Below are 14,458 nucleotides of genomic sequence, written 5' to 3'. Positions count from 1 at the left end.
ATGCGACTGCTCATCGAATTGGCCGATTTCCACCGAAGCGTGGAGGTCGATCACTGGCGCGAGACCACCACGGTTTCGGAACTCCTCCGTGAGGCCGGCGCTCCCGCGATCGACGAGGCACAGTCCGCGTACCTGGATCACGAGCCCATCTCCCCCACCTCGCGCCTCTCTGAGCTGAACCTGCTGGAAGGCTCACGAATCTCTCTCACGCCGACGACCAAGCCCTCCAGGATCAAGGACTGGACGGCGGGCGTCAGCGACGGGATCACCACGGGCGCCGTGGTCGCGGTGCCGAATCACCGCCAGATGATCATCGGCCGGTCCCCGCAGGCCGACGTCGTCCTTCCCACCGACAGCGCCTCCTGGGAACACTTCCGGGTCGAGCGCACGGGCAAAGGGCTCAAAATTCTGGACTCCGGGTCCACCAACGGGACCCTGGTCGGCGGATCGAAAGTCCCGGAGGAAGGTCGGGAGATCACCGAAGCGACCTCCGTCCAGGCCGGGGGCTGCACCGTCGTCTTCCGACCGAGCATGAACGAGCCCACCGCGCCCGCGGCCGGAACCCTGCCGAACCTCACCCCGGCACGGACCGCGCCGTTCAACAGGCCCCCGCGCCCCGGGGCGCCGAAGGGTCCGGAGCCGGTCAAGCCGCCGGTCCACAAGGACGTACCCAACGCGAGCAAATTCAGCTGGGCGACCGTGATCGCGCCGTTGATCCTGGCGGTGGCCATGGTCTTCGTGATGGGAAACGCGAGATTCGCGTTGTTTGCGCTCCTGAGCCCCGTGATGGCTATCGGCATGTGGGTCGAACAGCGGCACCGTCGCAAGAAGGGGCTCGAGGAAGAAGCCGAACGCTTTAAGAAGGCCCTCCAGGAATTCAGGGAAAAGATCCTGACCGCGGGGGTCAAGGAAGCAGCACGACGTCGGGAGATCATCCCCGACCCGTCGCTCGTCCTTCGCCGACCGGCCCTGCCGAGCACCGAAATGTGGCAACGCCGCGAGTCGGCCGAAGACTTCATGGCCCTTTACATCGGTACGGGAGACATCCCCTGGAGTCCCGAGATCGACAAATCGGGAATTTCGACCGTTCCCGACGAGGTCAAGGACGCCCTCTCCGAGAGTCGGTTGCCGCAGGTTCCCGTGATGGCGGATCTGACGGACGCCGGCGTCATCGGGATCGTGGGGCAGCGCGACGGCGCGCTCGCGCTCGCCCGTAACCTCGTGGTTCAGGCCGCGGTGCACTGCGGACCGGCCGATATGACCCTGGGTGTGTTCTTCGACAAGGGCCGGTCCGACGACTGGTCCTGGACCTCGTGGTTGCCTCATACGCGGCAGGCGGGCTCGCCGACCGGGCAGCGATGGATCTCCGACGACCAGGACACCAGTTCCGCGATGTTGCGGCAGCTGAGGCAGGGGATCGACACTTTTCTGACACCGTCCGTCATGGTCGTGATCGACTCCGAGGTTCTCACCGAGGGGCGCGACGCACCGGCGCGCTCCTTGCTGGGGTACGGACGGTCGATGACCCAGGCGCGGACCTTGCGGCCGGAGGAGCGCAAGCATCGGGTCCCCGGCGTCGTGATCGCGACCTCCGAGGAGCAGCTCCCGGCCTCGTGTAATTACGTGGTTCACGTCGAGAACGATGCCTCGGCGACCATGACCGAGCCCGGCGACCGCAAGACCGTCGACGATCTGGTGCTCTCCGGGATCGACCTCGAGGCCGCGCGCCGGGCGGCGATGAACCTCGCCCACTACGATGATCCGGAGCTCGTGATTCCCGGGGCCTCGCTGCCATCGCTCGTGCGCCTGCCGGAGCTGATGGACCTAGCGCACCCCACCGCCGCGGATATACGCCAGACGTGGGCCGATGCCCGCGGCTTCGCGACCGAGATCGGCGTGGGCGACAATGGCACCTACTCGATCGACCTGGTCAAAGACGGCCCCCATGGGTTGGTCGGCGGAACCACCGGTTCGGGCAAGAGCGAATTCCTGAGGTCGATGGTCGCGGGTCTGGCCGCGCGCCACGATCCGACGCGGCTGAACTTCATCCTCATCGACTTTAAGGGCGGTGCCGCATTCACCGCGTGTGAGCGGCTTCCGCACACCATCGGAACGATCAGCAACCTGGACGAACAGCTGGCCGACCGAGCATTGCGCTCGCTCGAGGCCGAGATGGAACGCCGCCAGCGGGTCTTCGCGGCCGCCGGGGAAGGCATCGATAACCTCCCGGCCTACCTCGCGACGAATCCGGAGGAACCGATGCCGCGTCTCCTCCTGGTCGTGGACGAGTTCGCGATGCTCGCCAAGGATTTCCCGGACGTGCTGGACTCGCTCGTGAGCGTCGCGGCGGTCGGTCGTACCCTCGGCGTGCACATGATCCTCGCGACGCAGCGACCTGCCGGCGTGGTCAACGACGACATCCTGGCCAACACCAACATGCGGGTCGCCCTGCGCGTCCAATCCAAGGAAGACTCCACGAACGTCATCGGTGTCCCCGAGGCCGCGGCGATCTCGCGCTCGCAACTCGGCCGCGCCTACGTGAAGCTGGGACAGGACGACATCACGCCTGTTCAGACCGCGCTGGTGACCGGCAGGACCGAGGCGACGGAGAAGACCTCCGTGGGCATCCGCGACGTCAGCGAATTTGGCGTTCCGGCGTTGCCCGAGGCGCCGGCCAAGCAGGGCGGGAACGAATCGAACGACCTGGATGTGCTGATCGACGCGATCACGGAGGCCTCCGACGACCTCGGATACTCCGATCCCCTCAAGGTGTGGCCCGAGGCCCTGGGCCGCCGCGTCCCGTTGCAAGGCTTTGCGACCGGCGAGCACGAGGGAGCAGTACCGGAGGTGGGTTCCGTCGAGGGGACGATGGTCTCGGTGGCCTTGGCCGACGAACCGGATCGCCAGCGTCAGATCCCGGCCGGATGGGACATGAGCCAGGGCAACCTGATGCTCATCGGCATTCCCGGTAGCGGTACCACCACGACCATGATGTCGATTGCCCTGACGCTCGCCTCATCGGCGTCTCCCGAGGAGCTCGAATTCCTGATCCTCGACATGGGGTCCCGGGATCTCGAACCCCTCGAACGAATGCCCCACACGGTGGCGTACGTGGGGACGGGTTCCGGCGCCAAAGAGAAACAGGCGCGATTCCTCCGGCATCTCATGGAGGAGATCCAGCGACGCCGCGCCCATCCGGGACGCTACCCCAAAGCGGTCGTATTCCTGGACGGGTTCGCGACGCTCAAGGACGAATTCTCCGACTTCGTGGGCGCGGACCTGCTGAGCTTTTTCTACCGCGCCTACGCGGAGGGCCCGAGCCTCGGGCTGTATTTCGTGGTGTCGACCTCGCGCGCCAAGGGAACGCCTTCGGCCATGGAAGAGGTGTCCCTTCAGCGTTGGGTCTATCAACTCGCCGACCACTACGACTATGCCTCGCTCGGGGTTAAGGGGACCAACATCCCCGCTTCCGTGTCGGGGCGTTGCGTGGACGTCAACGTGCTTTCTCAGATGCACGTGGCCACACCGCAGTGCGGAATCTTCGAGGCGATCGACCGCGTGGTCAGCCAGTGGCCGGACGCGAAGGCCAAGGAAGACGTGATCGGCCAACTCCCCGACGTCCTGCCGGTCTCCTCGGTCGCGGGAGAGCCCAGCTTCTCCGGGATGCCGTGGAAGATCCCGATCGGCGTCCGCGAACACGATCTGGCGACGTCGGAACTCGAGTTCTACGACGGCGAGCACGGACTCATCGTGGGGCCGGCACGCTCGGGAAAGTCCACGCTCCTGTTGGCCATCGCCGAATCCGTGCGCAAGCTTGGCGGCGGTGGGGAACATATTCCCGCCGTGTGGGGCGTGTGCTCCCGGAGGTCTCCGCTCGTGGACGCGGATTTGGACAAGGTCGCCGTGGGTCCGGATGAGGTACCGGCCCTGATCGCGTCCCTGCGCATCGAACGAGGTCCGGTTCTGTTGCTGATCGACGACGCCGAACGCTTCGACGACACCGACAAATCCATCAGCTCACTCGTGGAGACCGATCATCCGGGGCTATGCATCATCGCCGCGGGCCGGTCCAATGACCTGAGAACCATGTACAGCCACTGGACCCGCAGCGTCAGGAAATCCCGTAGCGGCATCATCCTGCAACCGAACGTCGACCTCGACGGCGAATTTTTCGGTGCAACGCTTCCCCGCCGCGCCCCGGTGGCACTGACGAAGGGCCGCGGCTACGCCTTTGCCGGCGGAGACATGAGCCTCGTTCAGGCGATGAGCCCGGACGATATGACGACCGACTAATCAATCACCAGGAGAATTAAAGATGACCTCAATGGATTACGCCCAGGCGCAACCGCAACCGCAACCGCGGCCGCGCGTCGGGTTCGGTACCGCCGTGAAGAACTGGGCGAAAAACATGTTCAAGTTTTCGGGACGCGCCTCGCGGTCGGAATTCTGGTGGGTGTGGTTGTTGCTCATTCTGGTGCCGATTATCGTCGTCGTAGTCCTGCAATTCCTGGGGGAACACGTATTCCCCTCGTATGGCGAATGGCAGTATGCGACGGGGCCCGGAGAACTCCACACGCAACGATATGAGAAGTCGAACGGGGCGTTCATGATTCCGGCGGCGATCATCCTCCTGTTTTTGTTGCCGTTGTTCGGAATTTTGATCATCGCGTTGGGAGTGCGTCGTCTGCACGACGCCAACCTCAGCGGATGGTTTTACTTGCTGATCTTGATCCCTGTGGGAGGTTTGGCCCTGCTCATCATGGAGTTGTTACCCGGTAAGCCCGAAGGAGCGCGGTTCGACGCCCCTCAGCGGCCGATGCAACAGTACGGCCAGCATCCTCAGGCGCCCGGTCCGGACGTGAATCAGCCCGTGTCCTAACCATTCTTTGCGGTGAAAACCCGCCGGTCCATCACAGGACCGGCGGGTTTTCTATTTGCCGCGAGCCGTGATGCTGAATTGGTTGCTCTGCAAATCGGTGAAATTACCCACCGACGCATTCACGCTGCACTGAGGCGCGACGGACAGCGCGGTGACCGACTTCCCGTCCTTGGATACGACGGTATTTCCGGCGCATCCGTCGGTGAAATGCACGCCCTGATCCGCAGAGGAAATCGAGGACAACATCTTCGACGGCTCACCCTTGGACGGGCTGACGAAGAGAGGGTTGAGGGTGTCCGGGCCGCTCGGCCACACCGGGTAGAGGGAGATATTCAGTGACGACTGATTGACCGCCCGATCCGGGGCCTTGACCTGAATGTCGGTGAGGCGCTGTGCCGGGTATGCCGTGGAATGGGTGCCTTCATTGGTGGTGGCGTCTTCGGTTTTGTCTCCCACGGCCTTGACCCAGTCCTTGAGGTCCTTTTCCGAGGAAGAGTCCATGTGAATCCTCGCGGTGACCTCGGTCGAATCATTGGCGGGGACCTTGAGGTCTTTGAGCTGCCATCCGCACTTGGCCTCGAGGCCGGTGACCGAGACCTGATTGCGCTGGGCGGAAGCGCCCTCCCAGTCCACCGACGGGCAGGAGCCACCGCCGGCGTCGGGGATGACCTCGAGGAAATCGCCGGAGAGGTCAGCTTTCTGGGCCGAATAGGTGATTTTCAGGCGAGCCGTCCCCGAGTTCGGATCGTATTCCGCCGATCGCTGGACGGACAGCCCGCTCGGCAATGGCGAGGCGGGCTCACCCTGTGCGGTGAAGGACTCCTTCGGCTTGTCCTTGTTCATGCCCGGCCCCCAGATCAGGGCTGCCACCACGGCGAGAACCAAGATCAGGCCCGCGCCGCTCATCCAGAGAACCTTGTTGGTCAGCCAGTCCGGACGGCCGCTCTTTTCCTCCGGGCCTGAAGGCTCTTGGCCCTGCGGCTCGCCGATGTCCGGACGCGCTATGGGGCGGACGATGGTCTTCTGCCCCGCGTCTCCCAACTCGGGGGATTCTTGCGGGGCCGCCTCGACGGCCTCGCTCGGAACCGCGTCCTCGGTTCTCGAGCCATTCCCCGACGCATCAGGGACGATGCCACGGTGCGCGGTCGAGGGCTTCTCGGCCTCGTCGAAGTACATGGGCTCGGGGAGGGGAGCCAGGGCGCCGAGGTCTTGGTACTTCTTGGCCAATGCACGCGTCGTGCCGGCGGCCTCGGCTGCGGAAGGCCGTTCTTCCGGATTCTTGGACAGCAGGACCATGAGCTCCTGCCACAGCGGTAGCGGAAGGTCCAAGCGGGGTGGCTGGGAGCTGACGTGACGGTAGGCGATCGCGAAGTCGGTGCCCGGGCCGGCGAAGGGTGTTCTCCCGGCCATCAATTCGTAGAGCATGATGCCCGTGGCATATACGTCGGCGGGACCTCCCGTGACACCCGTCGTGATGCTCTCCGGGGAGAGGTAGTAGGGGGTGCCGATGATTCCCGTGGAATGGCGGGTGGCCGATTCGGTCAACGAGGCGATGCCGAAGTCGGTCACGCGCAAGATGCCGCCGAGGTCGCCCTCGGTCCGTTGGGAGAGGAGGACGTTTTCCGGTTTGACGTCGCGATGCGCGATGCCGTGCTCGTGGGCATAGGCCAGAGCATCGAATACCTGAGTCGCCGCCTGGAGCGCGGCCGACGGTTTCAGCGTCGAGTGGTGGGATAGATAGTCGCTGAGGGTGCCGCCGGGCTCGTAGTCCATGACGATCGCAAGTCGATCCGCCTCGACGACGAGGTCTCGGACCCGGGCGATGCCCCGGTGGTGAAGTGAGAGTAAGAGCGAGCGTTCGTGGATAAACCGCTCGACGAGTTTGGGATCCCTCCCGTGTTCCGGGTGGAGAACCTTGGCCGCGCGGGTCTCACCCGTCAGGGAATGCGTTACGGTCCAGACCTCGCCCATGGCACCGGAACCGACCTTCTCCGCAAATTCGTAGAATGCGCCGAGCGGTGCTCCCTGCTGGATTCCCTCCACTTATTGGACCCCTGACTGAATACCCGCGATGTGCCGGGATAAAGCATACGCGACGGGGCTGATTCCGGCCCTGTCTTCCCGACACCGATGTTTTTTACAGACTGTGACAAAGGGGTGACGGATTCAACCAATAGCCTCGCGGGCGGTCGTGACAGGGCGAGATATTTTCAGTGTCAAGCAAAATTCCTTTGCTTGAATACTGAACATTGCGTCGCTATTGATTCATGTAACCTAAATCTCGCAACGGTTGGCCGGTTACTACATCGGTTAGAAAATTTCAAAACTTGTCGAATAAGGATGGGATGACCATGTCAGGACGCGTACTCAGCAGTGAAGAGGCCAAGCAGGCCATTACCCAGATTCAGACCATCATCGACGGTGGGCTGACCGACCAGATCCAGCAGTTGGACACCCAGGGACAGCGCCTGTCCGAACCGAACGTCTGGGATGGCCCGTTGGCCGATCAGTTCCGTTCCTCGACCTGGCCCGAGACCAAGACCGCTCTCGAGAAGGCAAAGCAGGAGCTCGACGAGCTCCGCACGCAGCTTCACAAGATTTCGACGGATATCTTCACCGCCGGCGGCGGCGCTTAAGCACCGCGCCCGTTCCAGCAGGGTGGGGCTGATGCGACTGGTTGGCATGAGCGGCCTCGCACCAGCCCCACTTTTGCTGTCCCTATCTACTTAAAATAAAAGTTGAAATGCTAGCTTCAGGAGAAGTGTCCCGTGTCTGATGTCCTCGAGGGAATTGACAGCGATGTCGAATTCGATTTTGGCGTAGCCGAAGACGTCATCTCGGCGTTCAATAACTGTGCCCAAGTGATCGACGGGCAGAAGTCGTCACGGTCCGGGGATGTCGAGACGGGCAAGAAAGAGTTCAAGGGGCATTTCTCCACCCTGTTTGCGGACAACGCCAGGACCGCGGCCTCGGACGCGGACGAGCTGTGCACGCAATTGCGCCAGGTCGCGACGTCCGCCGGTGAACTCCGCGATTCCGCGAAAAGCGAGAACGAACGTCGCCGGCAGGCCCGGGAGTGGGTCCAAAAGCGTGAGTCGCGGAACTTCGTTCAAAAAGCTTGGGATGACAAGATCGGGGACGATTTCCAGGGCCACGACGAGCCCCCGGTCGGTCCGGCCGATGTTCCCCCGAAGCAGCCCCAAGCGGCGGCTCCCCCCAAGAATCGTGAGACACCTGCTCCGGGCGGTTCCGGCGGTGGCGGAGGCGGCGTCAGCTCGGCCGTGCCGGGGAATCTGCGTTCTTTTGCCCGCGGATCCAGTGGGAATAACGAGGCCTTGGCCAGCAAGCCCGGCGAATTGCGCGGCAAACTCTCGGATTTCAAGAGCCAGTGCAAGTGGGGAACCCTCAACGCTGACGCTTTGATGGGTGACTTCGATAAGTGGCTTGAACTGAATAAGGACGACGTCGACTGGGCCAATACGGTGGCCGACGCCTTCGAGGAGGCCGGCGGCGACGGCAACGTCAAGACCGTCTCGGATGCGGCCCTTCAGGCTTCCCTCGAGGCCAAGGGCGTCTCCGCGTCCCGGCAGGACCTGACGGTGAGCCCTCCTCAGGTCGTGGGCCATCCGCCGACGTCCGGGTACGCAAACGATCCTGTCAACACGGCGACCGGTAACTTCATCGAGCCGGAAACCGACCTGGGATTCGCCGGTGCGAGCTCGGCGCTCGCCCTGACCCGCATGTACAACAGCGTGTTCGTCGAGGACGACGCATCTCGCACGGGCGCCTTTGGCCCGGGATGGTCCTCGATCCTCGATGCCCGCCTGCTCCTCAACAACGAGGGTGCCACGTGGGTCTTTGACGACGGCCGACACGTGGTCTTCCCTCGTGAGGGATCCGGGTGGGGACGCGCCGAAGCCGAATCGTTCTGGCTGACCGAGGAATCACGCGATCAGGCCCAGTTCCGGGCGCTGTCCCGATTGGTGGATGAGGCGGGCGTGGATGATGCGGATCCGTTCGCTAGGGTCCTCGTCATTCGCGACAATGTGGGCTCCTGGGTCGCCTTTACCCGCAGCGGCAGCTGGTTGGGAAGCGGTTCCGGCACCGGGAATACGGTGGCCGCGCTGCGCAATGACGACGGCGAAATTACCCGCCTAGTCCACGAGCGAGGACGGTGGATCGACCTCGAGTATTCGTCCGGACGCGTGGTCGTGGCCCGCGCCTCGGACGGTCGGCTCGTCGAGTACGTCTACGACGACAACACCCATTTGATCCAGGTCCTCTCGGAGACCGGCACCCGGGAATACCGCATCGGTGATAACGGCCTGATTGCGGCCGTGGTGGCCGAGACCGGCGTCGTCGAGGTGACCAATACGTATGACGACAAGGGCCGCGTGACCGGTCAGGTCTCGGAACACGGCCGTCGCATCCGCTACGGGTATCTCCCGGGCCGGGTCACGGTGGTCTCCGACGACGACGGCACGTCGTCGAATACCTGGATCGCCGACGCGCGCGGGCGTGTGGTCGGCATCATCGACACCGATGACAACCGTCAGTCGATGGCTTATGACAACTTTGGCAACCGCGTTTCGGTGACCGAGCGCGATGGTTCTGTGACCGCGCGCGGCTTCGACAGCCGCGGCCGGTTGGTCCGAGAGGTCACGCCGGAAGGCGGTGATTTCACGTACGGCTACGATGAGCAGGATCGGACGACCACGGTGGTCACCGATGCGGGCGCCGTCGTCGAGTACGAATACCAGGACGAGGTTGAGCGTAACCCCTCGGTGATCGTCGATCCGATGGGTGGACGCACTCAGCTGACCTGGACCGATGGCCTCCTCCTACAGGTCGTGGACCCCGAAGGCGTGTCGGTTCGGTTCGGTTATGACGACTTGGGGGATCTGGTCTCTTCGACCAATGCCGCGGGAGAGACCGCGCGGTTGGTGCGCGATTCCGCCGGTCGGGTGACCGAGGCCATCACCCCCTCGGGTGCCTCGACGACCTACGAGTACGACAAGAGCGGGCTCTTGGTATCCCGGACCGACCCGGACGGTTCGCGGTGGCGTTTCGAGCACGGCGCCGGTGGCCGGATGACCGCGATGGTGGATCCGGCCGGGGCGCGTACCGAGTTGGAGTACGGGCCCTCGGGTGATCTGGTGGCGACGGTGGATCCGCTGGGGCGGCGTGTGTCCCGCGTCTTTGACCAGATGGGCAACGTTGAGTCGCTGATCCTTCCCGACGATGCGGCGTGGAATTTCACGCACGACGGTCTCTCACAGGTTCGGAAGATTATCGATCCGGCCGGTGGATCGTGGACCCGGGACTACGACAAGAACGGCGTTCTGATCTCGGTCACGGACCCCACGGGGGTTTCTGAATCCGTGGACTACGACCGCACCACACGCTTTGAGCAGGTCCGGGACGCTTTTTCCTCGGTTCGCACCGATTACGACCAGTACGGTCGTCCGACCAAGACGACCTCCGCGGACGGCTCCAGCGAGCTGACCACCTACGACGCCTGCGGGCGTCCGGTCGAGCTGGTCGATGCCGATGGCGGATTGACCCAGATCGAGTACGATCTGGCCGGCCGAACCACGGCGATCACCACGCCCGGTGGCAAAACGTCCAGGTTTACTTATGACGTGTGCGGCCGCCCCGAGACCGAGGTCGATCCGGGCGGTGCTGTCACGCGCCTGGTCTACGACGCCGGCTCCCGGGTGATTCAGCGAATTCTTCCCAGCGGCGATACCGAGTCGGTGACCTATGACGTGATGGGCCGCGTCGTTGAGGCAACCTCACCCGGTCGCGGAACGGCGCGATACGGCTATGACAAGGTCGGGAACCTGGTGTCGGTGGCCGATGGTCGTTATGGGCAGCGCCGCTTCGCCTACGACGCCGCGGGCCAGCTGATCCAGGCCACCAATGGCTTGGGCGGTAAGACGCGTTTCGAGTACGACGTGCGCGGGCGTCTCGTGCGGGTCACCGATCCTTTGGGTGGGGTAACCGAACGAGAATACGACGAGCTGGATCAGGTCGTTCGGAGTGTGGATCCTTCCGGGCGCGTGACCACGGGTGGCTATGACGCCGCCGGTCGTCAGGTATGGCAGAAGGAGCCAACCGGTCAGGTGACCGAGTGGGAGTTCGATGAGGCTGGGCTGGAACGGTCCGTTCGGGTGGACGGCCGGCTGATCGCCGAGACGACCCGTCGCTCTTCCGCCCGTGAGGTTTCCGTCACCGATTACACGTGCCCGGATGCCGAGGCCGTCCATACGTTGAGCTTCGATCGTTTGGGTCGGTTGGTTCGTCGCGACCTCGAGACCGCCACCGAGCGGATGTCGATGAGTTGGGGTTACGACGCGGACGGCGCCCGGACCTTCATGGACACCCCGTCCGGTCGGACGGAGTATTCCTATGATTCCGCCGGTCAGCTGGTATCCGTCCGCACGCCGGCCGCCGGCGAGGTGACTCTGGAACACGACGTCGAGGGCCGGTTGGTCGGTGCCGTCTCGGGGGCTGGGCGTCAGTCGTGGGAGTACCGCGAAGGCCAGATGGTGACCCATCGGAAGGTTTCTCAGGATGGGGTTTCATCGAGCACGCAGGTTTCTTACGATGCCGCGGGTCGAGTCGCCTCGGTGGATCAGTCCGATGGTGGGTTGACGGTGTATTCCTACGACGAGGCCTCACAATTGGTGGCCTCGCGCACCACCGGGTCGACCGATTCAGATATCGAGGATCGCACGTGGGTCTATGATCTTGCCGGGCGTTTGGTGCGCGAGTCCGTTGACGGTGTGGAGTTCACGTATTCCTACGACGAGGCGTCGCAGCTGATGTCCGTAGTGGGCACGGACGGTTCGGAAGCGTCGTTTGTGTATGACGGTTTGGGCCGGCGTGTGCGTGAGACGCGGACCGATGGTTCCGTGCGTCATTTCGCGTGGGGTCCGACGGGCTTCTTGGAGTCTGTGACCACTGACGATGCCGTTGGTGGGGCGGTTTCTGCGATTGATGTGTGGGTTGATGCCACTGGTGAGCCGCGCCGGGTCAATGGCACACCGTTGTGTTGGGATTCGGCGTCGGTGGTGCCGGCGTTGGCCGGTGTTGGTGAGATCCCGGTGGTTGCTTCGGTTGCTGGTGTGGCCGTGGGTGGTTCGTGGGTTGCTGCTGGGTGGCGGTCTGCTCGGGAGACTTTGGTTTCTGATCCGTGGTCTGTTCCGGGGTTGGGTGCCGATGTTGCTGGTTTCTTTGGTCAGGGTTCCGCTGTTGGTGGTGTGGGTCTGACTGTTGGTGGCGCGTTGAGTCTGGATGGTCTGGAGTGGATGGGGGCTCGGGTGTATGACCGGGGTTCTCGTGGGTTTTTGTCGGTTGATCCGTTGGATCCTGTGGTGGGTTCTGGTTGGTCGGGGAATCCGTATTCGTTTGCGGGTAATGATCCGGTGGGGGCGTTGGACCCGTTCGGGTTGTCTCCGGTGTCGCCTGCGGATTTGGAGTCGTATCGGGAGGCGCATAAGAGCCCGTTGGAGAAGGCCGCCGGTGCTGTGGGGCATTGGTGGAAGGATAACTGGGAGTATGTCGCGGCTGGTGCGGCGATTGTTGGCGGCGTCGCCCTTATGTGCACCGGTGTTGGTGGAGTCGCGGGTGTTGCGCTGATGGCCGGTGCCGGAGGTTTGATGTCTGGTGGTGTCTCGGTAGCTTCGCAAAAGGCGACTAACGGTTCCGTTGACTGGAAAAAGGCCGGTAAGGACGCGTTGATCGGCACCGCGACCGGTGCCGTGGGTGGTGCTGGCATGGCGGTTGCAAAGGGTGCGACCGCGGGAATGACTTCCGGTGGAACTCAGCTAGCGAAGGCTATGGGGATCAATGCAGGCGTCAACGGCGTTGCTGGTGGGGCGGGCTCGTCTTTCCAGTATTTGGCAACTCATGGTTGGAAGATTGAGAATGGCCGTGACTTCGCGGGAACTGTAGTGGGCGGTACGGTGGCTTCCGCCGCGGGTGCGAATTTGGGACCTGCGAGCGGTTCTCTTGCGAAGAAAATAGGCTCATCAGTGGAAGGTAGTTCGGTATTCAAAAATATGCCTAGCAACGTAACGAACAAGTTGAATTTCAACGCGTCAGGAAATGTCGCAACGTCAATCAAGACTCTAGGAAACATGGGTATTGGTGCGGGCGGTTCAGTGGTTTCGGACGTTGTAGCAGGGCGTAACATCGATGCAAAAAGTGCCGGGATAGCTGCCGGTGGTTCAGGGGCCACCACCGGTGTAACGCATATAACTGGCAAGTATACAGGGATTGGAAATTATACAAATCAAACAGGGGTAACGACTCTACGGCAGATGAAGAGTTTCGCTCCTAGAAGTATGAACGGCCTGACCAACTTGCAGCAACAAAATACGAAAACAATGTACGGTTCTGCAATCTACGGTACGTTAGTCGGCGGCACGGTAAGCTCGAGTAGTAGCCTGCTATTCAACTAGAAGGTAGAACAACATTGGGTAGAACAAAGTATATATTCCTGCCGGTCGCGACAGTTGTACTCGCATTAGCACCGTGGAGCGACTGGTCAACGGAGATGGTGTATGGAAAATTGGCCGCTTGGATCGAGGCAGTAATTTTATCGCAAATTCTCCTTTTTGGCTTACGAAAAACCAAAGTGGAGCCGTTTATAATTTTTATAATAATCTTTTCAGTGTTTGTCTATTCCATCTTCGGGTTTAATGCCAGAGGGCAAACCACAAATTTCGCGTACATGATGGGTATTTGTGCGTCGATGCACGTATATAGTCTGGTTACTGGAGGACCAGAAAAATCCCGACGGACAAATAGAAGCAAAAACTCGGTCGGCGGATCAGTAGTGGATAAGAGCAGGAAACCTGTTCCTGCCGAAATTATTGAGCTGGATGGTATATCGGTGACAAATTCTCCAGGTCAGGAAAAAAGAGCGGTTCATGTCAAATTCTCATTAGGTTCCAGAGAGCGAATGCCGGCGGGGTTTCGTTCAACAGTGTTCATGGACTCGGATGTGCTCAATTGCAATTTTGAGGTGAAAGAATTCGACGAAGAATTTATTCACAGCGGTAAAATCGTAGACGACAATGGACGTATGAGTAATCAAGTCTTCGCCTTGATATTCAACAGGTCATTTCATGGTGGAACTGATGTTGACAAGATTTTCGGATCAATTTCGAACGGCAAGTTGGTAGTATATTCTCCTGAAAATAACGGAGTTTTGGGTGTAACATTTGATGAGGGTGGAACCAATGAGTTTGTTCAATGGATTGAACAATTTCACTGTAACTGGAAATCCTGATTGCAGCGCACGCAGAAAACGTATTCATAAATGTATACCCAAATAGGTTACCGGGGGTTCGGAAGCCACGTTTAGCAGTGGGGTTCGGAGTGGCTCTAGGTGTAACGTCTACGAGAAATCGGGCCGGAAAGAAGCCCGAGCTACCTTGGTATCAGATGGCCAGGACTTACTGGATTCCGATTGGTGTTGTCTTGCTAGCCGTTATCTCCTGTATGGGAATAAATAAGCTGACTAGCAGAACCGAAATTTGTACCGTAGTGAGCTCCACACCCTCTAGG

At 61.6% G+C, this 14,458-nt stretch carries 6 protein-coding genes; 5 read left to right on the top strand and 1 reads right to left on the bottom strand.

The features are described 5' to 3' along the window. Both CURSPS6_RS11655 and CURSPS6_RS11650 read left to right on the top strand, forming a co-directional pair. Positions 1-4,293 (top strand): FtsK/SpoIIIE domain-containing protein, encoded by a 4,293-nt coding sequence (locus CURSPS6_RS11655; RefSeq protein WP_030016421.1) that lies wholly within the window; start codon positions 1-3, stop codon positions 4,291-4,293. 22 nt (positions 4,294-4,315) lie between these two features. Further along, positions 4,316-4,879 (top strand): DUF805 domain-containing protein, encoded by a 564-nt coding sequence (locus CURSPS6_RS11650; RefSeq protein ID WP_051687989.1) that lies wholly within the window; start codon positions 4,316-4,318, stop codon positions 4,877-4,879. Positions 4,880-4,930: 51 nt separating this feature from the next. Here the strand turns inward: CURSPS6_RS11650 and CURSPS6_RS11645 are convergent, their stop codons facing one another. After that, on the bottom strand, positions 4,931-6,922 hold the full coding sequence (locus CURSPS6_RS11645; RefSeq protein WP_030016417.1) for a serine/threonine-protein kinase: 1,992 nt from the start codon (positions 6,920-6,922) through the stop codon (positions 4,931-4,933). Between the two features lie 308 nt (positions 6,923-7,230). Between CURSPS6_RS11645 and CURSPS6_RS11640 the strand changes: the two genes are divergently transcribed. The 3 genes from CURSPS6_RS11640 to CURSPS6_RS12595 all read left to right on the top strand — a co-directional run bounded on the left by CURSPS6_RS11640 (position 7,231) and on the right by CURSPS6_RS12595 (position 14,180). Then, complete coding sequence (locus tag CURSPS6_RS11640; RefSeq protein WP_030016415.1) at positions 7,231-7,515, top strand: hypothetical protein; 285 nt, start codon at positions 7,231-7,233, stop codon at positions 7,513-7,515. A 132-nt stretch (positions 7,516-7,647) separates the two neighbouring features. After that, positions 7,648-13,347 (top strand): DUF6531 domain-containing protein, encoded by a 5,700-nt coding sequence (locus CURSPS6_RS11635; protein ID WP_030016413.1) that lies wholly within the window; start codon positions 7,648-7,650, stop codon positions 13,345-13,347. 14 nt (positions 13,348-13,361) lie between these two features. Further along, positions 13,362-14,180 (top strand): hypothetical protein, encoded by an 819-nt coding sequence (locus tag CURSPS6_RS12595; RefSeq protein ID WP_152978152.1) that lies wholly within the window; start codon positions 13,362-13,364, stop codon positions 14,178-14,180. Positions 14,181-14,458 lie beyond the last annotated feature (278 nt).

The organism is Curtobacterium sp. S6 (assembly GCF_000710345.2).
In the GTDB taxonomy this organism is placed as follows: domain Bacteria; phylum Actinomycetota; class Actinomycetes; order Actinomycetales; family Micrococcaceae; genus Rothia.
The sequence above is the reverse complement of the archived record's forward strand: the minus strand, read 5'-3'. Positions and strand labels throughout refer to the sequence as shown.